This is a genomic window from Rhodococcus sp. IEGM 1372 (assembly GCF_030056835.1).
In the GTDB taxonomy this organism is placed as follows: domain Bacteria; phylum Actinomycetota; class Actinomycetes; order Mycobacteriales; family Mycobacteriaceae; genus Rhodococcoides.
Map to the genome: position 1 here is coordinate 1 of NZ_JASHKS010000054.1, position 23,355 is coordinate 23,355.

At 66.0% G+C, this 23,355-nt stretch carries 20 protein-coding genes; 6 read left to right on the forward strand and 14 right to left on the reverse strand.

What is annotated here, in order from left to right:
* Positions 1–420 precede the first annotated feature (420 nt).
* Positions 421–1,746, forward strand: coding sequence for an RNA 5'-3' helicase PhoH2 (phoH2, locus tag QM590_RS24240; protein ID WP_269595251.1), 1,326 nt, complete (start codon positions 421–423; stop codon positions 1,744–1,746).
* A 58-nt stretch (positions 1,747–1,804) separates the two neighbouring features.
* On the opposite strand, the gene QM590_RS24245 is transcribed toward phoH2, so the two are convergent.
* Both QM590_RS24245 and QM590_RS24250 read right to left on the reverse strand, forming a co-directional pair.
* Positions 1,805–2,212: a limonene-1,2-epoxide hydrolase family protein gene (locus QM590_RS24245; protein WP_269595254.1), complete on the reverse strand. Its 408-nt coding sequence runs from the start codon at positions 2,210–2,212 to the stop codon at positions 1,805–1,807.
* Positions 2,209–3,801 (reverse strand): serine hydrolase, encoded by a 1,593-nt coding sequence (locus QM590_RS24250; protein WP_411741341.1) that lies wholly within the window; start codon positions 3,799–3,801, stop codon positions 2,209–2,211. The genes QM590_RS24245 and QM590_RS24250 overlap by 4 nt, the downstream gene beginning before the upstream one ends.
* A gap of 129 nt (positions 3,802–3,930) precedes the next feature.
* Between QM590_RS24250 and QM590_RS24255 the strand changes: the two genes are divergently transcribed.
* On the forward strand, positions 3,931–4,788 hold the full coding sequence (locus tag QM590_RS24255) for an acyl-ACP desaturase (RefSeq protein ID WP_269595256.1): 858 nt from the start codon (positions 3,931–3,933) through the stop codon (positions 4,786–4,788).
* Positions 4,789–4,922: 134 nt separating this feature from the next.
* On the opposite strand, the gene QM590_RS24260 is transcribed toward QM590_RS24255, so the two are convergent.
* Together QM590_RS24260 and glpX are read right to left on the reverse strand one after the other, a co-directional pair.
* Positions 4,923–6,323, reverse strand: coding sequence for a class II fumarate hydratase (locus QM590_RS24260; RefSeq protein WP_121873332.1), 1,401 nt, complete (start codon positions 6,321–6,323; stop codon positions 4,923–4,925).
* Positions 6,324–6,370: 47 nt separating this feature from the next.
* Positions 6,371–7,411: a class II fructose-bisphosphatase gene (glpX, locus tag QM590_RS24265; protein WP_068052852.1), complete on the reverse strand. Its 1,041-nt coding sequence runs from the start codon at positions 7,409–7,411 to the stop codon at positions 6,371–6,373.
* Between the two features lie 135 nt (positions 7,412–7,546).
* On the opposite strand from glpX, the gene QM590_RS24270 reads away from it, so the two are divergent.
* Positions 7,547–8,119: a DUF4245 domain-containing protein gene (locus QM590_RS24270; RefSeq protein WP_269595257.1), complete on the forward strand. Its 573-nt coding sequence runs from the start codon at positions 7,547–7,549 to the stop codon at positions 8,117–8,119.
* On the opposite strand, the gene QM590_RS24275 is transcribed toward QM590_RS24270, so the two are convergent.
* The 3 genes from QM590_RS24275 to QM590_RS24285 are packed head-to-tail and all read right to left on the reverse strand — an operon-like array spanning position 8,116 to position 10,210.
* Positions 8,116–8,340 carry an exodeoxyribonuclease VII small subunit gene (locus QM590_RS24275; protein WP_269595258.1) on the reverse strand — a complete coding sequence of 75 codons (225 nt, stop codon included), beginning with the start codon at positions 8,338–8,340 and terminating at the stop codon, positions 8,116–8,118. The two genes, QM590_RS24270 and QM590_RS24275, sit on opposite strands and share 4 nt — an antisense overlap.
* Positions 8,341–8,354: 14 nt before the next feature.
* Positions 8,355–9,617, reverse strand: coding sequence for an exodeoxyribonuclease VII large subunit (xseA, locus tag QM590_RS24280; RefSeq protein ID WP_411741339.1), 1,263 nt, complete (start codon positions 9,615–9,617; stop codon positions 8,355–8,357).
* The gene (locus tag QM590_RS24285) at positions 9,614–10,210 is read right to left on the reverse strand and encodes a lipid droplet-associated protein (RefSeq protein ID WP_269595259.1); all 597 of its coding nucleotides are present in this window, start codon (positions 10,208–10,210) and stop codon (positions 9,614–9,616) included. Before QM590_RS24285 ends, xseA begins: the two co-directional genes overlap by 4 nt.
* Positions 10,211–10,332: 122 nt before the next feature.
* On the opposite strand from QM590_RS24285, the gene QM590_RS24290 reads away from it, so the two are divergent.
* Positions 10,333–11,340 (forward strand): 4-hydroxy-3-methylbut-2-enyl diphosphate reductase, encoded by a 1,008-nt coding sequence (locus tag QM590_RS24290; protein WP_068052876.1) that lies wholly within the window; start codon positions 10,333–10,335, stop codon positions 11,338–11,340.
* Between the two features lie 63 nt (positions 11,341–11,403).
* Here the strand turns inward: QM590_RS24290 and QM590_RS24295 are convergent, their stop codons facing one another.
* Positions 11,404–12,567: a DUF6542 domain-containing protein gene (locus tag QM590_RS24295; protein ID WP_269595260.1), complete on the reverse strand. Its 1,164-nt coding sequence runs from the start codon at positions 12,565–12,567 to the stop codon at positions 11,404–11,406.
* A 20-nt stretch (positions 12,568–12,587) separates the two neighbouring features.
* Positions 12,588–13,754, reverse strand: a complete 1,167-nt coding sequence (locus tag QM590_RS24300) for a DNA recombination protein RmuC (protein WP_269595261.1) — start codon at positions 13,752–13,754, stop codon at positions 12,588–12,590.
* Between the two features lie 122 nt (positions 13,755–13,876).
* Here QM590_RS24300 and QM590_RS24305 point away from each other — a divergent pair, with 122 nt between their 5' ends.
* Positions 13,877–15,067 (forward strand): exonuclease SbcCD subunit D, encoded by a 1,191-nt coding sequence (locus tag QM590_RS24305; protein WP_269595262.1) that lies wholly within the window; start codon positions 13,877–13,879, stop codon positions 15,065–15,067.
* Positions 15,064–18,072, forward strand: a complete 3,009-nt coding sequence (locus tag QM590_RS24310) for an AAA family ATPase (RefSeq protein ID WP_269595263.1) — start codon at positions 15,064–15,066, stop codon at positions 18,070–18,072. Before QM590_RS24305 ends, QM590_RS24310 begins: the two co-directional genes overlap by 4 nt.
* Here QM590_RS24310 and QM590_RS24315 read toward each other — a convergent pair.
* From QM590_RS24315 to QM590_RS24335, 5 genes are all read right to left on the reverse strand, one after another.
* Positions 18,054–19,334, reverse strand: coding sequence for an AI-2E family transporter (locus tag QM590_RS24315; protein WP_394855306.1), 1,281 nt, complete (start codon positions 19,332–19,334; stop codon positions 18,054–18,056). The genes QM590_RS24310 and QM590_RS24315 overlap by 19 nt on opposite strands.
* Before the next feature lie 51 nt (positions 19,335–19,385).
* A complete protein-coding gene (locus QM590_RS24320) occupies positions 19,386–19,883 on the reverse strand; it encodes a methylated-DNA--[protein]-cysteine S-methyltransferase (protein WP_269595265.1) in 498 nt (165 codons plus the stop codon).
* Positions 19,880–21,346 (reverse strand): DNA-3-methyladenine glycosylase 2 family protein, encoded by a 1,467-nt coding sequence (locus tag QM590_RS24325; protein WP_269595266.1) that lies wholly within the window; start codon positions 21,344–21,346, stop codon positions 19,880–19,882. The genes QM590_RS24320 and QM590_RS24325 overlap by 4 nt, the downstream gene beginning before the upstream one ends.
* A 57-nt stretch (positions 21,347–21,403) precedes the next feature.
* Positions 21,404–21,574, reverse strand: coding sequence for a YbdD/YjiX family protein (locus QM590_RS24330; RefSeq protein ID WP_094641195.1), 171 nt, complete (start codon positions 21,572–21,574; stop codon positions 21,404–21,406).
* Positions 21,575–23,355, reverse strand: a 1,781-nt coding sequence (locus tag QM590_RS24335) for a carbon starvation CstA family protein (protein WP_283279384.1), incomplete at its 5' end; no start/stop codon positions are given.

The following is a 23,355-nucleotide window of genomic DNA, read 5'->3' on the forward strand; positions in this document are numbered from 1 at the left end:
CCCGGTAGTCGGAACTGAATTACTCAGTCCAACTTCCGGGGAGCGGTGCAATGCAGTGGTCCATTCACCCAACCTCGGTGGATCAATGTGGCTTTCAGTCGATCAGAGTGCAAGGAAGTCGCATTGATTCATCCCGGGGGAGGGCACTTTCGGCACCGGTCGGCCGGCGACCTGGGGCGATGTCGACGTAACGCGTTGTTCACCGACACGCCAGACTTCCAGCGAGCCGATACCGGATTTCGGCGGTACCGTCGGCAGTAACAGGCAGCGGGGAAGCTACCTGTGCGGGAGGTTCTGATACGTGACTGAGCTAGTGAGCGCGAGAGGGCCGGTACCCGGTCCTCGTGTCACCTGACACATCGGACCCGACCGGCCGAGCGACAGAGTCTGCGCGGTGCCGCGCAGACGTAGGAGCCCCACGTGACCACTTCACGCTCCGTTTCCGCCCCTCTTCGGACATTCGTGCTCGACACCTCGGTCCTGCTGTCGGACCCTTGGGCAGTCATCCGATTCGCCGAGCACAATGTGGTACTCCCGCTGATCGTCATCAGCGAGTTGGAGGGCAAACGCCACCATCACGAATTGGGATGGTTCGCGCGGGAATCCTTGCGCATGCTCGACGACCTGCGCATCGAATTCGGCCGACTCGACCAGCCGGTCCCCATCGGAACCTCCGGTGGCACACTGCAAGTCGAGCTCAATCACACCGATCCTTCGGTTCTTCCCGTCGGATTCCGCACCGACTCCAACGATTCTCGTATCCTCGCCTGCGCCCTGAATCTGGCGGCCGAGGGCAAGGACGTGGTGTTGGTCAGCAAAGACATTCCGTTGCGCGTCAAGGCCGGTGCTGTCGGTCTCCCCGCCGACGAATACCACGCTCACGACGTCGTTCCCTCCGGTTGGACCGGCATGACCGAGCTCGACGTACCGTCCGACGCGGTCGACACGCTGTTCAACGACGGTGTCATCGACCTGGCGGAGGCGCGAGACCTGCCGTGCCACACGGGAGTTCGACTGCTTGCCGGACGGCAGAGTGCGCTGGGGCGCGTCACGCCGGACAAGCAGATCCAACTCGTTCGCGGTGAGCGTGAGGCGTTCGGCCTGCACGGCCGTTCGGCGGAACAGCGCGTGGCGCTGGATCTTCTGCTCGACGAGAGCATCGGCATCGTCTCGCTCGGCGGAAAGGCAGGCACCGGTAAGTCCGCTCTGGCGCTGACCGCCGGACTCGAGGCCGTTCTCGAACGTCGCTCGCATCGGAAAGTCGTTGTCTTCCGGCCTCTCTACGCCGTCGGCGGCCAGGAGCTCGGCTACCTCCCCGGTAGCGAGAGCGAGAAGATGGGCCCCTGGGGTCAGGCGGTATTCGACACTCTCGAAGGGCTCGCGAGCCCGGAAGTGATGGAGGAGGTCATCGCCCGCGGAATGCTGGAAGTGTTGCCGCTGACGCACATTCGTGGTCGATCGCTGCACGATTCCTTCGTGATCGTCGACGAGGCGCAGTCACTCGAGCGCAACGTGCTGCTGACGGTTCTGTCGCGGCTGGGCTCGGGCTCACGCGTCGTACTCACCCACGACGTCGCTCAGCGAGACAACCTCCGCGTCGGACGTCACGACGGCGTTGCCGCAGTGATCGAAAAGCTCAAGGGACACCCACTTTTCGCGCACATCACCCTCACCCGCAGCGAGCGTTCACCGATCGCTGCACTGGTGACGGAAATGCTCGAAGAGTTCGGCCCGTCGGGCGCATAAGCGCTGCGCGCACGTGAGCGGAACCTCGTAGCCCACTACGAGGTTCCGCTCACCTGTGTCACCGGCCCACGAAAACCCGGAACACGCCTCGCGCAACGCCTTTCAGGAAGTCGACGGTGTCGAAGTAGTCCCGCCACACGGCTATTCTGCCGTCGCGCAGCTCGAAGGTTCCGCACACCCAGAACTCGATTCGGAGTCGCCGCCAGATCAGAACATCGGTGCGCTCGGTGAGCACGACATTCGCGTCGGCGGCGATGTTGTGCACGATCACGTCGAAGCCGAACGCAGGTCTGGCCAGCATCGCCATGAACCGGCCGACGTTCGCGCGGCCGCGCACCTTGGGCAACCCGACGTTGTGCCACACGATCTTCTCGTCGAGGAGCGACATCGCGCGATCGGTGTCTCGACTTCGCAACGCGTCGAACAGATCCAGCACGGTCGCGGTTGCCTGCTGTGTCTCGGTCATTTCGTGAACCGCCCCAATCCATCGCCGTCGAAGAACTCGAGCGTCAGCGTATTCGCGTCGAACGTCGCCTGGGAAATGGTTCCGTCGGGCGCATTCTCGCCGGTCGGCTCGAACGTGAACGTGTCACCGTCCCAGGGCGACAACTCGTACGACGTCGAGTTCGGTCCGAGGGACAACACCAACTCACCGTTGACCTCCGCCACCGTCGCCGGCCCCCAGTAGCTGTTCTGATACACCCCGGTGTACGACGCGAGAGGTTGTGGCGCAGTGGGATTCGCGGGAGCAGTCTTGCCTGCGAGCTCGCCTTCTGGTTCGCTCATGCCGGCGAAGGCATTCTTGTACAGCGTTCGCCAGTCCTCACGCACCTCACCGAACTGAACGAGGTCGGCGAACTCGGCAGTGACCGTTTCGGCGATGCCGAGGGGTGCGGCATTGGTCAGTACGACGATGGCGACGTCGAGCGAAGGAATCCAGACGAAGTTGGTGCCCGCCCCCAGTGCGAACGCTCCCGAATGACTCACCGTCGTGCGGCCGGCCGCACTGGTGGAGACGTTGAACCCGAAGCCGTAGTAGCCGGCGCGTGAGTCCGGTGTCGTCGACGGGCTAGAGACGATCTGCGCGCTGACGGCGGGCAGGAGGGCGTCGGGATCGACGATCTCTCGTCCGTCGTGGGTGCCGTCGGCCACCAGCATCGTCAGCCACTTCGCGAGATCGTTCACCGAGGAGCTGACGCCACCGGCCGGGGTCTGTGCATCGGGTTCCCGCTGATACTTCGCCTGATACTCACCGTCGATGAGAACGTGAGGTACGGCCCGGTCGGCCCGCGCGATGTAGTCCGCGAACGACGAGCTGGTCGAGGTCATGCCGAGCGGGCCGTAGATCGTGTCCTGGCTGAGGGTGTCCCAGTCCTTGCCCGACGCCGCAGCGACGGCCTCGGCCGCGGCCGTGATTCCGAAGTTGGTGTAGTGGTAGGTGGACCGGAACGGGTCGAGGGGCACCTCTCTGAGGCGTTCGAGAACCTGGCGCCGGTCGTAGCCGAGGTCCTCGAGCAGATCACCGGCATGCTCGGGAAGCCCGCTTCGGTGGGCGTAGAAGTCGCCGACCGTGATGTTCTCCGTCACCCAGGGATCGTCGAGCGCGAACCACGGCAACTGCGAGACCACCGGTGTCAACCAGTCGACCACGCCCGCTCCCACCTGGGACGCGATGACCGTCGCACCGACCGATTTGGACAACGAGGCCAACTGGAACACCGAGTCACCGTCGATCGGGTCGTCCTCACCCACCTCGCGAACGCCGAAGCCCGTCGAGTAGACGACGTCCGAGCCGTGCACGACGGCAATGGCCATACCGGGAATGTTCGACGACGCCATCAGCTCCTCGGCGATGCCGTCGAGCTTGCCGACCGCCTCGTCGACGCGGCCGGTCGGAACATCGACGCCTGCGACCTGACCGGGGGAGAGGTCGCTGGGCGGCGCGGGCTCCGATGTCGGCGGACTCTCGGCGGTGGGTGCGTCGTTCGAGCACCCGACCAGCACGACCATCGAGCATACGACAGCAAGACACAGAAAATTTCGCCCCGACCGCATCATGAGGAGTCCTCACTTCGATGACTGGATGCACCTGAGAATAGACCCGCAACGACCTGGCGTTAGGAGAATTCACAATGGTCAGGGGCACGGCGTCGGGCGCTCGGGCGTAGGCGCTACGGTTACCGCATGTCTACGAACCTGTCCGACGGTGATCTGCTGGTCCGTTTGGAGCCCGCGGTCGAAGAGAATCTACGACGCCACATCGAGGCTGCCAACGACTGGCATCCCCACGATCTCGCGCCGTTCGACGAGGGCAAGAACTTCGCGTTCCTCGGCGGCGAGGACTGGACGCCGGAGCAGTCGCACCTCAGTGATGTCGAAATCCTGTCCGCAACGGTCGGCGTGTTGGTGGCGGACAACCTGCCCGCGTACCACCGCGAATTGGCCCACGCGCTCACCGGCCTCGGAGCCTGGTGGAAGTGGACCGGCCGATGGACGTCGGAGGAGAACCGGCAGTCCATCGTGCTGCGCAACTTCCTGGTGCTCACGCGCGCGGTCGACCCGGTGGCCCTCGAGCGCGTTCGGATGGAGCACATGACACTCGGATTCGACGCGCCCAGCCAGGGTCTGCTCGATATCCTCGCGCACTTCGCCATCGAGGAAGCCGCAGCGTCACTGCGCAACCGCAACACCATCGCCCTCGGCAAGGACCCGGTGCTGGCCACCATCCTCGGCAAGATCGCCGACGACGACGCCCTGCAGTCGACGTTCTACGCCAACATGATCGACGAGGCCTTCGCCGTGGTGCCCGACCAGGCCGCCCGCGCCATCGCAGACCGCATCAACGGATTCAAGATCCCCGAGGTCGACCTCCCCGACCGCGGCAGCAGCACCGCTGCCCTCGCCGAAGCCGGAATCTACGACGCCGATCAGGAACGCGACAAGGTGTTCAAGCCACTGCTCGCGGGCTGGAAGATTTTCGACCGCACCGATCTGGGCGAGGACGGACTGAAGGCACGCGAGGAACTCGCACACCTCGCCTGAGGTTCGGCTCCTTTCGAACGAACCCGCCCCCGGTTGGGATCAATGCGACTTTGTTGCAGTCCGAGTGACTGAAACCCACATTGATCCCACCGGGGGCGGGCTGCTTCAAGCGTCCGACGGGGCGAACGGGAAAGCTAGTCCTTGACCTTCGCCATGGCGAGGACGTCGAGGCGCTTGTCCAGTTCTGCTTCGCTGAGCTTGTCGCCGATCAGTCCGCGGTCGATGACCGTCTGACGGATCGTCTTCTTCTCCTTGAGTGCCTGCTTTGCGACGGCGGCAGCTTCCTCGTAGCCGATCGCGGAGTTCAGCGGCGTCACGATGGACGGCGAGGACTCGGCGAGGGTCTTGAGGTGCTCGACGTTGGCTTCGAGGCCGACGACACACTTGTCGGCGAACAGGACCGAGACGTTGGCGAGCAGCTTGAACGACTCGAGCACGTTGCGCGCCATCATCGGGATGTACACGTTGAGCTCGAATGCGCCCGACGCGCCGCCGAATGCGACTGCGGCGTCGTTGCCGATGACCTGAGCCGCGACCTGCGTAACAGCCTCGGGCAGAACGGGATTGACCTTGCCGGGCATGATGGAGCTACCGGGCTGCAGGTCGGGGAGGGTGATCTCGCCGAGTCCGGTGAGCGGTCCCGATCCCATCCAGCGAATGTCGTTGGCAATCTTGGTCAGTGAGACCGCGATGGTGCGCAGTGCGCCCGATGCCTCGACGAGTCCGTCGCGTGCAGCCTGTGCCTCGAACGAATCCTTGGCGGCGGTGAGTGCGTCGATTCCGGTCGACGCAACCAGTGCGGCAACGACTTTCGGGCCGAAGCCGTCGGGTGCGTTGAGGCCGGTGCCGACGGCGGTGCCGCCGATGGGCAGTTCACCGAGGCGCGGCAGGGTGGCCTCGACGCGTTCGATGCCTGCTTCGATCTGACGGGCGTAGCCGCCGAATTCCTGACCGAGGGTGACCGGAACGGCGTCCATGAGGTGGGTGCGGCCGGACTTCACGACGTGCTTCCACTCGGTGGCCTTGACCACGAGAGCCTCGTGGAGGTGGCGCAGTGCGGGCACGAGAGACGTCACGGCGGCCTCGGTGGCGGCGACGTGAGTGGCCGTCGGGAACGTGTCGTTGGAGGACTGCGACATGTTCACGTGGTCGTTGGGGTGTACTTCGACGCCGGCCGCCTTCGCGATCGACGCGATGACCTCGTTGGCGTTCATGTTCGAGCTGGTGCCCGAGCCGGTCTGGAAGACGTCGATCGGGAACTGGTCGTCGTGCTTGCCGTCGGCGATCTCGGTGGCAGCGGCGATGATCGCGTCGGCCAGTGTGCCGTCTAGCAGACCGAGGTCCTTGTTGACCTGCGCGCAGGCTGCCTTGAGCAGGCCCATCGCGCGAATCTGAGTGCGTTCGAGCGGACGGCCGGAGATGGGGAAGTTCTCCACCGCACGCTGCGTCTGGGCACGCCAGAGCGCATCGATGGGAACGCGAACCTCTCCCATGGTGTCGTGCTCGATCCGGAACTGCTGTTCGTTCTCTGTCATTGACCTCTTGCCTCGGTAGGGGAGCGGAAACTTCGTCGAGCGGACGGTCAGAAGGACGGGATGGCGCCGGAGGTGTCGCCGTCGAAGTCGATGGTCGAGTACTCCTTGAGCTTGTTGAGCTGGTGGTACGCGTCGATCATGCGGACGGTGCCGGACTTCGAGCGCATCACGATGGACTGCGTGTGCGCGCCGCCGCCCGAGTATCGGACGCCCTGGAGCAGGTCGCCGTCGGTGACGCCGGTGGCGGTGAAGAAGACGTTCTCGCCCGAGACCAGGTCTTCGGTGGACAGGACGCGATCGAGATCGTGTCCGGCGTCGATCGCCTTCTGGCGTTCGTCGTCGTCGGTCGGAGCCAGCATGCCCTGGTGCGCGCCACCCATGCAGCGCATGGCGGCCGCGGCGATGATGCCCTCGGGAGTTCCGCCGGTGCCCATGAGGATGTCGATGGGGGAGGTGGGACGGGCGGCGGCGATGGCACCGGCGACGTCGCCGTCGGAGATCAGTCGAATGCGAGCGCCGGTGTCGCGCACCTGCTGGATCAGCTCGGCGTGCCGGGGGCGGTCGAGGATGCACACCGTGACGTCGGAGGTGGATCCCTTCTTGATCTTGGCGACGCGGGCGATGTTCTCCGCGACCGGTGCGGTGATGTCGATGACGTCGGCGAAGTCGGGTCCGACGGCGATCTTCTTCATGTAGAAGACGGCGGACGGATCGAACATCGCGCCGCGCTCGGCGACGGCGAGAACCGAGATGGCGTTGGGCATGCCCTTGGCCATCAACGTGGTGCCGTCGACGGGGTCGACGGCGAAGTCGACCTCGGGGCCGTTGCCGTTGCCGACCTGTTCGCCGTTGTAGAGCATCGGCGCTTCGTCCTTCTCGCCCTCGCCGATGACGACGACGCCGCGCATCGAGACCGAGCTGACCAACTGACGCATGGCGTCGACTGCTGCTCCGTCGCCACCTTCCTTGTCGCCGCGACCGACCCAGCGACCCGAGGCGAGCGCACCGGCCTCGGTGACGCGTACGAGTTCGAGTGCGAGGTTGCGATCTGGCGCCATGGCGCGAGTGGACTCGGTGCTGGCCGTCATCGGTTTGTAGCCTCCTGGTTGGTGGGGTGTTACCCAGGCGCGATTATCTCACTTCTGTGATGCCTGCCGTGGGGTCGGGTGGTCTGTGAGGCACGCGCCGACCGAGCACTGCTGCGCAGAGGGGATACTGGTGGGGTGGCGAACAGCAAACCTCGGATTCTCAACAACAGTCGCGACATGGTGTGGTCGCTCATTCCGCTGGTCATCGCGTGTTTGTTGATTGCGGGCATCGCCAGTCAGTGCTCGCTGAGCCCCGGCGGGCCCCAGCAGGGGCCCATCCCCAACTTCGACGTGGACACCGCGTTGCAGTACGACGCGTCGGAAATCGGCTTTCCGGTGCGTAATCCGGCTGTTCCTGAGGATTGGACGCCCAACTCGGGCAGTCGTCCGACGATCTCCGGTGACAACGGCGGACCGGTGTCGACTGTCGGGTACATCACCGGATCGGGTGCGTATCTGCAGCTGACCCAGACCAGCGCCGTCGAGGAAGTGTTGGTTCCCTTCGTGGCCGGCGACGAGACGGTGTACGCGTCGGGCTCGCAGAACGTGTCGGGTCGAGATTGGGTCGTCTACGGCGAGGAAGGTTCGCGGAAGTACTGGGTCTCGGACTTCGGCGATGTGCGAATCCTGCTGGGCGGTACCGCGAACGACGCAGACTTCACCACGCTCGCCGAGGCCCTAGAGGTCGCCGAACCGCTGGAGCCCTAGCTGTCCTTCTCGGTGCTCGCGAGCGCGGTCTCGATCCGCTTGCGGGCTCCGGCGAGCTGCTCCTCACAGCGGGTGGCCAGCTGCTCTCCGCGCTCCCACAGGGCCAGGGAGGCGTCGAGATCGAGCCCGCCCTGCTCGAGGATCTTCACCACGCCCACCAGTTCGTCCCTGGCCTCTTCGTAGCCCAGTTCCGATACCGGCTTTTCTTCGTTCTCGCTCATACGTACTCCTTCTGTCATTTGACTCGCCCCATGACTGCGGCGGTGACGGCACCGTCGGCCACTCGCACTCTGATCTGTGTACCCGGTGGCGCGTCCTCGACCGAACGCAGAACCTCGGGATCCGAACCCGCAACCACCCGCTGTACGACGGCATAGCCCCGAGCAAGTGTGGCAGCAGGCCCCAGCGTCGACAGCCTGGCCCGCAGATGTTCGACGAGCGTGTCCTGGGTGGTGAGTCCGCGTTGCACGTCGCGTCGCGCCGCCTCCAGCAGACGTCGAACCTCCTCGCGGCGTTGCTCGAGCGAGGCCAACGGGTCCGCCAGTACCGGCCGGTGTCGGAGCATGTCCAGTCCGCGTGCCTCGCGCTCGACCCAATTGCGCAGCGCTGCAGCGCTTCTCGACTTCAACTCCGAGACCAGAGCTTGTTCGGCGACGGCGTCGGGCACCACGAGTTTGGCGGCGTCGGTTGGGGTTGCGGCGCGCAGGTCCGCGACGTGATCGCTCAGTGGGCTGTCGGGCTCGTGGCCGATGGCACTGACGATCGGCGTGGTGGCGCGCGAGATGGCGCGGCACAGGGCCTCGTCCGAGAACGGCAGCAGATCCTCGACGCTTCCGCCGCCGCGGGCGAGGATGATGACGTCGACGCTGGGGTCGTCGTCCAGATCTTTCAGCGCATCCAGAATCGCCGGCACCGACTGTGGCCCCTGGACCGGAGTGTTGCGAACCTCGAATCGAACCGCGGGCCAACGCCTCTGCGCCACGGTGAGCACGTCCTTCTCGGCTGCGCTGGCGCGCGCAGTGATCAGGCCGATGGTGCCCGGCAGAAACGGCAACGGGCGCTTGAGGCGTGGGTCGAACAACCCCTCTGCGGCGAGCAGCGCTCTGAGCCGCTCGATGCGGGCCAACAGTTCGCCGACGCCCACCGCGCGAATGTCCGTGGCGCGCAGCGAAATGGTTCCGCGGCCGGTGAAGAACGACAGCTTGCCGTAGAGGATGACGCGCGCACCCTCGGTCAACGGAACCGGAGAGCGGTCGAGCAGTTGCGGCGAGCACGTCACCGACAACGACATGTCGGCCGACGGATCACGCAGCGTCAGAAACGCCGTCCTCGTGCCGGGACGCGCGTTGATCTGCGTGAGCTGGCCCTCCACCCAGATGGAGCCGAGCTTGTCGATCCAGCCCGCCACCTTCATGGCGACGGTACGCACCGGCCATGGCTGTTCGGCGGTGCTCGAGCCTGGCTGGGTGGGACCGGACTGGGTTGAGGGAGTGCTCACTTGGCCTTGGCGGTGGTGATGCGGTTGGCCAACATGGTCTGGAACGGTGCGCGGGCGAGCGTGTCGTTCTCGTAGTCCAGCAGAGTTTCGAGGTCTTCGATCGAGAGCGTGCGCAGGCGTGCGCGCAGCTGGGCAAGGGCGAGGGTGTCGAAGTCGATCATCTCGACGATCTCTGGCTTGTCGGCGGAGGGCGCGCGCTTGGCCGAGGTGTCCTGCACCGGCTCGTCCAGCGGAGGCGTCGAGTACAGCGCGAAGCGGCCGTTCGCCGCGACCGGCTCGGCTACGGGGGCGTCGGGCACGTCGACGTCGTCGGTGACGACCGGGGCGTCGAAGACGTCTTCGTCCTCGTCGAAGCTGGCCCAGGAGGGCTGCTCCTCGGTCGGGGTACCGATCACCGGCAAGCTCGCGATGATCAGATCGCCCTTGATGGCCAACACCGTCACCTGCTGCTGAAATCGCATCCCGCGGGCCAGCGCTTCGCTGACGACCGTCATCGGCAGCATCAGAGCGGAACCGGGAAGCTTGCGAGCCTCTTCCACGACGGTCACGGCGACGCCTGCAGCCACACGCGCTGCAAAGGGGACTCGAGTCATGTGCACCAGACTGCCCGAAACGGTGAACTTTGGGTAGCCGACAGGCTGTAGGACCCGTTGCAGCCGGGGCCGGAGGACATGGAAACGAGGCAGGCGAGCTCGGGGCACGTATCCTGGGAGGTATGTCTTCGGCTGTTCCTCTGAATCTTGGTATTGCACAGTCCGCCGGTACGGGTAAGTCCTCGTACGCCGGGGGTAAGCGAGTGCTGCTCGCGGAGCCGCGGGGCTATTGCGCGGGTGTCGATCGCGCGGTCGAGACCGTCGAGAAAGCGCTGGAGCAGCACGGTGCGCCGGTGTACGTGCGCAAGGAGATCGTGCACAACAAGCACGTGGTCGAGACATTGTCCGATCGCGGCGCGGTGTTCGTGGAAGAGACGGACGAGGTGCCCGAGGGATCGCTGCTCGTGTTCTCCGCGCACGGCGTCTCGCCCGCCGTGCACACGTCCGCGGCCGAGCGGAACCTGCGCACGATCGACGCCACCTGCCCGTTGGTGACCAAGGTGCACCAGGAAGCCAAGCGCTTCGCTCGCGACGACTACGACATCCTGCTCATCGGCCACGAGGGCCACGAGGAGGTCGAGGGCACCGCGGGCGAGGCACCCGAGCACATTCAGCTGGTGGACGGCCCCGACTCGGTCGCCAACGTCACCGTCCGTGACGAGAGCAAGGTCATCTGGCTGTCCCAGACCACGCTGAGCGTCGACGAGACCATGATGACGGTCGCCAAGTTGCGCGAGCGCTTCCCGACACTCCAGGACCCGCCGAGCGACGACATCTGCTACGCCACGCAGAACCGTCAGGTCGCGGTGAAGGCGATGGCACCGGAATGCGATCTGGTGATCGTCGTCGGTTCGAAGAACTCCTCTAACTCGGTGCGGTTGGTCGAGGTTGCACTGGGCGCGGGTGCGCGGGCGAGCTACCTCGTCGACTACGCCAAGGAAATCGACCTGGCCTGGCTCGACGGGGTCGAGACGATCGGCATCACCTCGGGTGCATCCGTACCGGAGATCCTGGTGCAGGGCGTCATCGAACTGTTCGCCGAGCACGGCTACGCCGACGTACAGCCGGTCACCACGGCCAACGAGACCCTGGTGTTCTCCCTGCCCCGCGAGCTGCGCCCAGCCCGCTAGCAGCGGGAAAAGAGTTCACGCCCCGTACAGGAATTCCTGTACGGGGCGTTTTTCGTGTTCGGGCTAGTCGCTGTGACGGTCGCGGTAGCGAACCTTCGGCACCGGGTGCGGGGGAATGTCGTCCCGGCGCGGGTCAGGCAGAGAATGGCTGCCCTGGCTGTTTCCGGCGGTGTAGTCGGTGGCAGCGGGGGCGGCGGGGGCGCTCGTCCGAGGAGTCACGACCGGCCGAGCTCCGGAGCCGTACGGATCGGCAGCCTCCCGCGGAGCATTGACCCGAGTCGATCGTTCGCGACGAGGTTCGGTCGAATACCGCGGCTCTGCCGAGTAGCGAGGCTCCGGCGCGTAACGCGACTCGGACGGTTGCGGCCGCCGGGCATCACGTGACTGTGCCTGCGGATACTGCGTTCGTGGGTATTCGGGCTTCTGGTGCTCTGGCTTGTGGTCCTGACGCGAGGCGTCGGCGGAGTATCGAGTCTGCGGTGCCGAGGTCGGGGTAGACGATCGCCGGGGGCTCACGGTGGGATCTGCCGCAGCACGAGAGCCGGTGCGAGGGGTCGAACGCGGGCGAGGATCGGTGCTTCTGCGACCGACGTACGGTCCGGGCACGATGTCGGTCGCCTCGGCCGCGGAGTCGGTGCTGCGATCGGCTGCGGCTGCTCGCCTGCGGGAGCGTTCGGGGCGCTCTTCCTGTGCTCGACGCTGTGCTCTGGTGGGCTTGTCGTCGCTGGGCTTCGGGCTGCGTCGCACAGTGCCCTCGGCCTTCTGGCTTCGCCGAAGGGTGGGGGCATGCGTGTTCTGCCGTTTGAGCACGATGCGCAGCGCTCCGAGTCCGACGGCGACCAGGGTGCCGAGCAGCATCAGCGGAAACCGGTTGACCAGCGGAATGGCCACGTTGAGGATGATGTCCTTGAGGCTGGTGCCTGCGTTGTCGGTGAAGTACTGGTACGACAGCGGCACGGCCACGAACAGGATCAGCGGGGCTTGCACCATCGCGGTGAACAGTCCGCGGAAGCGGACCAGGAGGACGCCGGCGATGCAGCCGAGGACGTACATGAACGCGAACGCACCGGTCAGTTCGGTACCGCGTGCGGCATCGATCAGGAATCCGAGAAAGGTCAGTCCCGCGGCGATCGCGACGGCACCCCATGCGGGAACGCCGGGCAGGGTCGCGAGGATGGATCGGTGATCCAGCGGTACCCCGGAGCGGGCACGTTGGGAGGTAGACACCCCCCGAGGTTAGCCGTTGTTCAGCCCACTGCATCGCTGACATGACCGAAGTCGTGACGGTAGCGGGACGAATCGGACAGTTTGGGTCGCTCGTCCACTCGGGCGATGTCCACCGGCTCGGCGTCGAACAGCTCGAGCTCGTGCAACTTTCTCGCCGTCACGCTCACCCGGGTATCGACGGACCCGACGGTGGAATTGAAGGATTCCACGGCCTTGCCGAGGTGGGCACCGAGCTTGTCCAGGTGTGTCGAGACGACACCGATGCGCGTGTACAGCTCGCGTCCCAGTTGCTGGATGCGCGCAGCGTCCTCGGCCAGTGACTCCTGCTTCCACGTGTAGGCAACGGTTCGTAGTAACGCGACCAGGGTGGTCGGGGTGGCCAGGATCACGTTCCTACCGAAGGCGTACTCGAGCAGGCCGGTGTCCGAGGTCAGGGCCGCGTCGAGAAACGGGTCGCCGGGAACGAACAGCACGACGAACTCCGGCGTCGGCTCGAACGCCTGCCAGTACGCCTTGTCGGCCAGTTGGTCGATGTGGGTGCGCAGTTGCTTGGCGTGGCGTCGCAGATTCTTCTCCCGCGCGGCGGGATCCTCGTCCTGGGCGGCATCGAGGTACGCCGCGAACGGCACTTTGGCGTCGACGACGATCTGTCGACCGCCGGCGAGACGCACGATCATGTCGGGTCGGATGCCGTCCTTGCTCACCTGCGTGTCGAAATCGCAGTGCTTGACCATGCCCGCGAGTTCGACGACCCGCTCGAGCTGGATCTCGCCCCACCGGCCCCGGATCTGCGGTGCGCGCAGTGCCGTGACCAGCTGACCGGTCTGGGTGGACAGATGCATCGACGCTCGGTGCATCCCGGTGACCTGCTCGGACAATCCCGCGTACGCCCGAATTCGATTGTGCTCGACCTGGCGCACGTGCTCGGAGAGCGCATCGACGGCGTCGTGCAACGGCTCGACCAGGTGCGAGACCTGTTGGCCGATCACGGTCGAATTGCGCCGCGCGGAATCCTCGTTGACCGCACTCAACGACTGCCGAAGCATGCCCTCGTGCTCGCGGAGCGCGGCCAGTTGGGCTTCGGCTCGAACGGCACGATCACCCATCCGCGAGGCGTGCAACAACCAGCCGACGACCGCACCGATACCGAGAGCGACGAGCAGGCCGAACGCGGTGAGAATGTTCATGGAGCAGATGATGCAGGACGGTACCGACAACTTCGGTTCGTGACGGCGTGCACCGCAGCTCACGTCCGACAGGCCGAGGTGCCTCGGGGAGTTTGTCGGTGGTTCCCGATAGCGTCGAACGCATGAGAATTCTGCACACCTCGGACTGGCACATCGGTCGTACCTTTCACGGTCTCGACCTGTTGGCCGATCAGGGCGCTGTGTTGGAGTCCATCGCGGAACTGGTTGCGGCACAATCGATCGATGTGGTGGTGGTGCCGGGCGATATCTACGACCGCGCTGTTCCCAGTGCCGATGCCGTCCTGGTCTGCAACCGCGGACTCGAGGCGATCCGAGCGGCAGGCGCGGTGATCGTCGCGACGTCGGGAAACCACGATTCACCCGCACGGCTGGGTGCGGGTGCCGCGTTCGCCTCGGCGGGAGGGCTGCATCTGATGACGCGGGTGGGCGATGTCGCCACCCCGGTCGTCATCGAGGACGAGCACGGCTGCGTTGCGTTCTACGGCATTCCCTACCTCGAGCCCGAGACGACGCGGGCCGAGCTCGACGTTCCCACCGCGCGGACGCACGCGGAGGTGCTCAGCGCTGCCATGGATCGGATCCGGGGTGATCTCGCGACGAGAAACGAAGCGGGACAACATCATCGCTCGGTCGTACTCGCGCACGCGTTCATCGTCGGCGGTGAGGCGACCGGCTCGGAGCGGTCGATTTCCTCCGGCGGTATCGAAACTGCGCCTGCGTCGGCGTTCGACGGGGTCGACTACGTGGCGCTCGGGCACCTGCATTCGCCCCAGACCCTCACCGATCGAGTGCGGTACTCCGGTTCCCCTCTGCCCTATTCCTTCGGTGAGCGGTCGCATCGCAAGGCGGTATGGATTCTCGATCTCGACGCGAACGGGCTCGGCACCGTCGAGCGAGTCGACCTGCCGGTGGTACGCGGACTCGCCCGCATCGAAGGCACGGTCGAGCAATTGACAACGGACACAGCGTATTGCGAGTTCGAGGACCATTACGTCTCCGCCGTGCTCACCGACGAAGTACGCCCGGTCGACGCAATGCGCTTGTTGCAGCAGCGTTTCCCGCACGCGATCCACTTGGAATGGCGTCGCCCGGAGGGATCCGGCGAGCTTCGTTACCGCGACCGTGTGCACGGCGGTAGCGATCTCGACATCGCCACCTCGTTCGTGACGGACATGCGCAGCGTGCCGACGGCAGCGGAGTCCGCACTCCTGGCTCGCGCGCTGGCCTCCGTGCATCGCGAGACCGAGGCCATCCGCGGGACGGCCACCACCGCCGACCGCGGTGCTGCATGAGACTGCATTCACTCGAGATCACCGCCTTCGGCCCCTTCGCGGGCACCGAGACGGTGGACTTCGACGCACTAGGAGCCGACGGGCTCTTCCTGTTGCACGGGCAGACCGGAGCAGGCAAGACGACGGTGCTCGACGCCGTGGCGTTCGCGCTGTACGGAACAGTGCCCGGAGCTCGTCGCGAGGGCAAGCGACTGCTGTCCGATCACGCAGCCAAAGGCGCGGTGCCACAGGTCACGTTGGAGGCGACACTCGCTGGGCGACGCATCAGAATAGTGCGCAGTCCGGAGTTCCTGCGGCCCAAGCTTCGCAGCACGGGCACCACCAAGCAGCACGCCAAAGCCAGTCTCACCTGGCTCGACGGCCGCGGGCAGAACCTCACCCGGCTCAACGAGATCGGTGACGCCGTCAACGCGCTGCTCGGAATGAGTGCCGACCAGTTCTTCCAGGTGGTGCTGTTGCCGCAGGGTGAATTCGCGCGATTCCTCCGAGCCGACAGCGACGAACGCGGCAATCTGCTCGAAAGGCTCTTCGACACAGGCCGATTCGGAGATGTCGAAGAATGGTTCGCGCAGCGCCGCCGGGAGCTGGCCGCCGAACTCGCCGACGCTCACCACGCCATCGACATCATGCTCGGCCGGGTGTCGCAGGCATCGGGGATACCCGAGCCCGCGGGCGAGGACGGCGAGCAGCCGGACCCGCTCGAGTGGGCGGCCGACGTCCTGGCCGATGCCCGGCAGAATCGGACTCTCGCACAAGGTCGGGCGGTGCTGATCGACGCGGCAGCTCGGCGTGCGTCGGCAGCTCTGACGAAGGCCACCACCGTTCTCGATCTGCAGCGTCGTCGGGCTCTCGCCGAGGCGCAGCTCGTGCAGTATCGGGAGGGCGAGACGGCGCGAGCTGCGCACAGAACCGAGCTCGCCGATTCCGCGGCCGCCGGACCGATCGCGGCCACTGCCGCAGACCTCCGTCTCGCCCGCCGGACCACCGAGGCCGCGACCTCCTCACTCGCGGCGGCGGAGCGTGCGCTGCCGGCAACGGCGGAGGGGCGACGCTTTCACACTGCGTTGCATTGGCCACCCGCGCCGGCGGATCCGTCGGACGAGCGCACGGTCGTTGCACAGTTCGTGCGTGACTGGACCACCGACGTCGCGCGGTTGCAGTCGCTGCTCGGTCTCGCCCGCGAGGCCGACCGACTCGACGGCACCCTCGTCGAATATCGTGCGCAGCAACGTACTACCGCAGCGGCGATCGAACGCACCGTGCAATCGCAGGCCTCGATGCCAGAGAAGATCGCAGCGGTCGAATCACGGATGGCACGAGCAGCCTCGGCTGTGTCGGAGTTGCCGGGCCTAGAGGAGCGCTGCGGTCGGGCCCGCGCGGCGGCCGAGTCCGCACTCGAATTGGTACGCACACGCGCGACTCTGGCCGAGGCCGAACGTGCCCGCGACAGCGCTCGGGCAGCGCACAACACCGCCCGGGAGCACCTGCTCGATCTCCGTGAGCGACGCCTCGACGGGATGGCCGCCGAGCTGGCGGCCCGTCTGGAGGCGGGCGAGCCGTGCGTCGTGTGCGGATCGGAGGTGCACCCGCATCCCGCCGCAGCGTCGACGTCGACGGTGACCAAGGCACAGGAAGACAAGGCCGCTGCCGCAGAACGCAAGGCCGCTGGCGCGCTCGATCAGGCGGTCGCGGTTGTCGCTCGAGCGCAACGGGACGTGGATCTGCTGCACGACCGCACCGGTGGGGCCTCCGCTGCAGAGCTGGCCCAGACGCTCGATGCCGCAACCAGCGCAGTGCAGGACGCCCGGGCGCGTGCCGCCGATGTAAAACCGGCATCCGCAGAGCTCGATCGCCTGCGGAGCGAGTCGGACGCGCTGACGGTCACGCTCCACGACCTGGTTGCCTCGCGGAGTGCCGTGGACGAGCGCATCGCGGCCACCGAGGAATCGCTGACGCAGATGCGTGCGTCGGTGGCCGAGGAAGTGGACGAGGGTGCGTCGCTGGCCGACCGAATCGCGGAGCGAGAAGCGTTGATCGACGGTGCCCGGCGAATTCAGGAAGCGCGCATCGCCTGGCTCGACGCCACTGCGCGGGCCGATTCGCTGGCAGCAGAACTGGACCGTCGGGTGGAGGCGTCGAACTTCGAGTCCGTCGACGCCGCCGCCGGGGCAGTGCTGACCGCAGACCGCGTCGAGCAGATCGAGACCGAGCTGCGTATCGCCGAGGAGACGCGTGCGCATGCCGAGCACGTGCTGCGCGAGCCCACCATCGTGGACGTGGCCGGTCGGCCGCCGGTGGATCTGGCCCCGTTGGAGCAGGCGTGCGCCGAGATGGACGACGAAGTCAGGGTCGCCGCCGCGGCGGTGGCGGAATGTCGAAGGCGCGCAGACGATCTGGAACGGTTGATCGCCGAATTGTTCACCGCGGCCCAGGCCATCGCGCCGCAACGTGCGGAATTCGACGAGCTCGCCAACCTGGCGGACGTGGTAGCAGGCCGGGGACAGAATGCACGCAAGATGTCGTTGCGTTCGTACGTCCTCGCGTCTCGACTCGAGGATGTCGCCGAGTCCGCATCCGCGCGGCTGCGTCGAATGTCTTCGGGACGATACGAATTCGTGCACTCCGACGAGGCAGGCGTCCGCGGCAAACGGGGCGGTCTCGGACTGGACATCAGGGACGACTACACCGGTGTGGTGCGCTCGGCCAAGACACTGTCGGGCGGTGAGGCATTTCTCGCGTCGCTCTCGCTCGCGTTGGGCCTCGCCGATGTCGTGGCTGCCGAATCCGGTGGTGTCGTCCTCGACACCATGTTCATCGACGAAGGATTCGGCACGCTCGACGCCGACACCCTCGAATCGGTGATGGCGGTTCTCGACGAACTACGTGCGGGCGGACGCGTCGTCGGCGTCGTCAGTCACGTCGACGAGATGCGTCAGCGCATTCCAAGTCGCCTCTACGTCAAGCGGGAGCGCACCGGATCCACGCTTCAGGTAGTGGCTTCCTGACCCGAGTCCTTCTTGTCGGAGTTCTTCTCCTCGTCGAGGCCGGCCTGCTCCTCGGTCAATCCGTCGGGCGGCGGGATTTTGTCCTCTAGCTCGTCCTGGTCCGGTTCGTTCGAGCGCGCATCGATCTGCTCGGACAGGTACCGGATCAGCACGGCCGCAACCGCCGCGGCCGGGACGGCCAGGAACGCGCCGATGATGCCGAACAGTGAGCTGCCTGCCGTCACGGCGAGCAGCACGATCGCCGGATGCAGGTTCATGCTGCGGCTCTGCAGAATGGGCTGCAGCACATTGCCTTCCAACTGCTGTACCGCGACGATGATGGCGAGCACGATCAGTGCAGTGGTCAGCCCGTTCGCAACCAGGGCCACCAGCACAGCGAGTGCGCCGGCGACGAACGCTCCGACGATCGGAATGAAGCCACCGATGAACGTCAGGGTCGCCAGCACCAGCGCCAGCGGAACGCCGAGAATGACCAGTCCGAGACCGATGAAGAATGCGTCGATGAAACTCACGATGGCCTGAGTTCGGATGAATCCGCCGAGGGTCGCCCACATCCGTGAGAGCACCTCGCCCAGATGAGTTCCGGCGCGGCCACCGGAGAACCCGTGCAACCACGGCAGGAACTTCGGTCCGTCCTTGACGAAGAAGAACGTCAGCACCAACACCAACGCCAGAGTGACCAACAGCGAGCCGGCGGCGGACACGCCGGTGAACACGCCGGTGGCGATGACCTCCCCGCTGTCCTGTAGCCGCGACACGATCGCCGACACGGCCGAGTCGATCTGGTCGTCGCCGATGTTGAGCGGCGGCCCCTTCAACCAGTCCTGTACCTGTGCGATACCGCCCGATGCCTGGTCGACCAATTCCGGTGCCTGCTCGGCGACCGACGGAACTATCAACGTGATGATGCCGCCGATGACGACGAAGAACACCACGAGCGATACCGACGCGGCGAGGGCGGGAGGAAATCCCAGACGCATCATCAGCTTCGCCGGCGGCCACAGCACCGTCGCGACGATCACGGCGAGCAGGACCGGCAGCAGGATCACCCAGAACTGTCCGATCAGCCAGCCCAACACCCACGCCCCGGCTGCGATCGCAATGAGGATCAGCGACCACTTGGCCAGCCACATACCGCCGACCCCGATGAGGTCACCACGATCACTGCCGGACGTCTTGGACTTCGACGGACTGCCGGGCACTGCCGATTCGGTCACTGTGGCTTCCTCACATTCGGCGGATGGCGGATCGTGAAGAACCATAACGTCTCGGTATGCCCAGCTGTATGTCACCGCCGTCCAAGGCGAGGCCTTTCAGGCCGCCTCGTGTGCCAACAGCCATTCCTTGACGGGCAGGCCCCAGCGAAAACCGCCGAGGGCCCCGCCGATTCGAACCACCCGATGGCACGGCACGAACAGTGCGGCCGCATTGCGAGCGCATGCCGACGCAGCACCACGGATGGCTGCCGGTCTGCCCGACAGTTCTGCGAACTCGGAGTAGGTCACCGGCGCACCGGGTTCGACGGTGCGCAGAACTCCCCAGGCGTGCATGAGAAATTCGCCGGATCGTTGCGCGACGGCAACGGAGTCGATGGCGGTCAGCTCACCGCGGTGATAGCTCTCGACGGCGCGCGTCACATCGCCGAGATCGGCCGCCGTGCGCACGCTGTCGGGGCGCATCGTCGGGTGGATCAGGACGCGGAGTTCTTCGACATCGGCGGTCCACCCGGATGCCAGGACGCGCTGATCGGCGTCGACGATGGCGCTGAACGGCCCGATCGGGGTGTCCTGGGTGGCGGCGGTGGCAGTCATGGCTGTCTTCTTTCCAATGCGGTGATCCACAGGTGCATCGAGACGTACGAACGCCACGGAGCCCAGCGGCCAGAATCGTTCAACGAGATGTCGAGTGCCTGAGCACCTTGTCTGACGACGAGATCGGTATCGAGCAGAACATCGGGATCGCCGAGCAGCCGCATCACGACGTATCGGGCGGTCCAGGGTCCGATTCCTTTGAGTGCGAGCAGTTCTCGCTCCAGTTCCGGGCCTTCTCGCGCGGGATGGAGCACGACGGTTCCCGACGCGATGGCGTCGGCGACGCGGATGACGGTCTGGACCCGGGCGGCAGGTCCGGTGAGTACCTCGTGGCCTCGTTCGGCGATGACGGCAGGTTCGGGAAACAGTCTGGTGACGGAGTCGTTGCCGAGATCGAGTGGTGCGCCGAGAGCGTCGACGAGTCTAGCGGTGTGAGTGGCCGCAGCCTTCAGCGAAATCTGTTGTCCGATCACGGTGCGCAGCAACATCTCTGCGCCGTCGACCACTCCCAGGGCGCGAATGCCCGGGTGGGCGTCGACGCTCGGTGCCAACTGTGGGTCTGCGCTCAGTGCGTCGTCGACGGCGAGTGGATCTGCATCGAGATCGAGCAGGTGTCGGATTCGGGCGACGGCAGGGGCGAGGTCTCGCATGTCCTGCAATGTCACTGCGGCGCTGACGAATCCATCCATCACCCGCAACGCCACGAGCCCGGCGGCGTGCGGCAGGCTCAGGGATCGCACGTATTCGCCGTCCTCGGCGAACGATTCGATGCCCTCGACCACGTGGCCACGCAGGAACCACTCGATCCAGCCGCGGTCGAGCGGCGGGCGGTATGGCAATCGCAGGGTGACGGTTCCGCCCGTGGTCGGTACGGCAGTGCGGTGCGCTTCTCGACGCAACGTCGACGGGTCGACGGCGAAGACTTCCCTGATGGTGTCGTTGAACTGCCGGACGCTGGAGAAGCCGGCCGAGAAGGCGACGTCGGCCATCGACATGTCGGTGGTCTGAATCAACGTGCGGGCGGTGTGGGCGCGGTGCGCGCGGGCAAGCGCGAGCGGGCCTGCACCGACCTCGGCCGTCAGCACTCGGGTCAACTGCCGGGTCGAGTAGCCGAGTGTGCTGGCGAGGCCGTCGACGCCACCGCGCTCGACGGCTCCGTCGGAGATCAGCCGCATGGCGCGAGAACTGAGGTCCGAGTGGATATTCCAGCGTGGGGAACCGGGGGTGGCGTCGGGCTGGCAGCGGCGGCAGGCGCGGTAGCCGGATTGTTGGGCCGCCGCTGCGGTGGCGAGAAACGAAACGTTGCCCGGCTTGGGTGTGCGGGCCGGGCAGGATGGTCGGCAGTAGATGCCGGTGGTGGAGACGGCGGTGAAGAACTGGCCGTCGAACCGTGCGTCACGCGAGGAGACCGCGCGATAACACCGATCGAAGTCCAGTTCTTGCACCTGCCGTTCGCTGCTCATGCACCTACTGTGTCAGCGCGGACGCGTCGGTGCTAGCGGAAATCGGACATCACCGTGTCAACAGCATCGAGCCCCCGGGTTCCGGTCCGCCTCCGCGTGCCGGTCCTTCCAGTACTGCCGCACGGTCGGCGGTTCCTGATCCGGATGGTGGCGGGCCAGATGGGCGACGTAGCGGTCGTAATCGTGATCGCCCATCACCGAGGTGATCCACCACCACAGCCCGCGCATCTAGTGCGCCGATCCGGGTCGACGGACGGTGCCCGCCTCGATCAGCTCGTCCCACTCGGCCTGGATCTTCTTCTCGGCCGGGGTGAGTACGAAGCCGGTGGGGCCGAAGATCTTCGACGGCACCTCGGGATCCTCGTTGTCGGGCAGGTTGTCTCCTCGAACTGCCTTGATGCACACCCACACTCCGGCGAACACGACGACCAGGACCAGTACCGCGAAGATGATCGACAGCGTGCCCTGAATGAACGTGTTGCGGATGACGGCGTCGATCGCCTCGGGCGTTGCGGCACTGCCGAATTCGGTCAGTCCCTGGGCCTTGGCCTCGCGGAACTGCGAGTGCTGCGTCCAGTAGCCGATGGCGGGAACGGAGGAGAAGATCTTCTGGTACGAGGCCGTCATGGTGACGATCAGGTCCCAGGCGAGTGGGAGTCCGGGGATCCAGGCCCACTTGTAGAGACCGCGTTTGACGACGATGACGAGCACCACCGTCAGGGCGATCGCGGCGAGGAGCTGGTTGGCGATACCGAACAGCGGGAAGAGGGTGTTGATGCCACCCAGGGGATCGGTGACGCCCATGAGAAGAATTGCGCCCCAGGCTGCGACGACGATGAGCGAGCAGATCCACGCGCCGGGACGCCAGGACGGATCCTTGAACTTCTTCGCCGAGGCTCCGGGCAGGTTGCCGATGCTGTCGGAGAGCATGAAACGTGCGACGCGGGTTCCGGCGTCGACCGTGGTGAGGATGAACAGCGCCTCGAACATGATCGCGAAGTGGTACCAGAACGACTTGAGACCCGCTCCGCCGAAGACCTGGCTCAGTACCTCGGACATGCCGAAGGCGAGGGTCGGGGCTCCGCCGGTGCGGGAGATGATCGATTCCTCGCCCACATCGGCTGCCGCCTGGCTCAATTCGGCCGGGGTGATGTCGCCGCCGCTGATCGGCAGTCCGTTGACGTAGTCCGCTGCGGTCTCCGGGGTCCCGCCGGTGAGTGCAGTCGGCGCGTTGAGGGCGAAATAGATGTGCTGATCGAGAACACATGCGGTGATCAGCGCCATGATGGCCACGAACGACTCGGTCAGCATGCCGCCGTACCCGATCATCCGCATCTGCTTTTCCTTCTCCAGCAGCTTCGGCGTGGTTCCGGAGGAGATCAATGCGTGGAAGCCGGAGAGTGCGCCGCAGGCGATGGTGATGAACAGGAACGGGAACAGTGAGCCTGCGAAGGCCGGGCCGTTGCCCTCGGTGGCGAAGGTCGTCATCGCGGGCATCTGGATCTCGGGGCGGGCGATGAGGATGCCGACGGCCAGCAGCGCGATGGTGCCGACCTTCATGAACGTCGAGAGGTAGTCACGCGGGGCGAGCAGCAACCACACCGGCAGGATGCAGGCGAGCAGACCGTAGCCGATGAGCAGCCATGCGACGGTCACCTTCGACAGCGTGAACCAGTTGTTGCCCCAATCGGTTTCGGACACCCAACCGCCGGCGATGATCGCGAACAACAGCAGGACGACGCCGATGAGCGAGACCTCGGTGACGGCCCCCGGTCGCAGGAAGCGTAGGTAGACGCCCATGAACAGCGCGATCGGGATGGTGAGCGCGATGGAGAAGACTCCCCAGGGGCTCTCGGCAAGGGCGTTGACGACGACGAGTGCGAGGACCGCGATCAGTATGATCATGATGGTGAACACTGCAATCAGCGCGGCGGTGCCGCCGACGACTCCGAGTTCGTCGCGGGCCATCTGCCCGAGGCTGCGTCCGCGGCGGCGGGTGGAGATCCACA

What these genes read in the sequence shown, in the direction of transcription:
- QM590_RS24245 (WP_269595254.1), bottom strand. Translation starts at nt 2,212, where the DNA reads ATGACCGAGACACAGCAGGCAACCGCGACCGTGCTGGATCTGTTCGAC.
- QM590_RS24250 (WP_411741341.1), bottom strand. Translation starts at nt 3,801, where the DNA reads ATGCGGTCGGGGCGAAATTTTCTGTGTCTTGCTGTCGTATGCTCGATG.
- QM590_RS24255 (WP_269595256.1), top strand. Translation starts at nt 3,931, where the DNA reads ATGTCTACGAACCTGTCCGACGGTGATCTGCTGGTCCGTTTGGAGCCC.
- QM590_RS24260 (WP_121873332.1), bottom strand. Translation starts at nt 6,323, where the DNA reads ATGACAGAGAACGAACAGCAGTTCCGGATCGAGCACGACACCATGGGA.
- glpX (WP_068052852.1), bottom strand. Translation starts at nt 7,411, where the DNA reads ATGACGGCCAGCACCGAGTCCACTCGCGCCATGGCGCCAGATCGCAAC.
- QM590_RS24275 (WP_269595258.1), bottom strand. Translation starts at nt 8,340, where the DNA reads ATGAGCGAGAACGAAGAAAAGCCGGTATCGGAACTGGGCTACGAAGAG.
- QM590_RS24285 (WP_269595259.1), bottom strand. Translation starts at nt 10,210, where the DNA reads ATGACTCGAGTCCCCTTTGCAGCGCGTGTGGCTGCAGGCGTCGCCGTG.
- QM590_RS24290 (WP_068052876.1), top strand. Translation starts at nt 10,333, where the DNA reads ATGTCTTCGGCTGTTCCTCTGAATCTTGGTATTGCACAGTCCGCCGGT.
- QM590_RS24300 (WP_269595261.1), bottom strand. Translation starts at nt 13,754, where the DNA reads ATGAACATTCTCACCGCGTTCGGCCTGCTCGTCGCTCTCGGTATCGGT.
- QM590_RS24305 (WP_269595262.1), top strand. Translation starts at nt 13,877, where the DNA reads ATGAGAATTCTGCACACCTCGGACTGGCACATCGGTCGTACCTTTCAC.
- QM590_RS24310 (WP_269595263.1), top strand. Translation starts at nt 15,064, where the DNA reads ATGAGACTGCATTCACTCGAGATCACCGCCTTCGGCCCCTTCGCGGGC.
- QM590_RS24315 (WP_394855306.1), bottom strand. Translation starts at nt 19,334, where the DNA reads ATGGTTCTTCACGATCCGCCATCCGCCGAATGTGAGGAAGCCACAGTG.
- QM590_RS24320 (WP_269595265.1), bottom strand. Translation starts at nt 19,883, where the DNA reads ATGACTGCCACCGCCGCCACCCAGGACACCCCGATCGGGCCGTTCAGC.
- QM590_RS24325 (WP_269595266.1), bottom strand. Translation starts at nt 21,346, where the DNA reads ATGAGCAGCGAACGGCAGGTGCAAGAACTGGACTTCGATCGGTGTTAT.
- QM590_RS24330 (WP_094641195.1), bottom strand. Translation starts at nt 21,574, where the DNA reads ATGCGCGGGCTGTGGTGGTGGATCACCTCGGTGATGGGCGATCACGAT.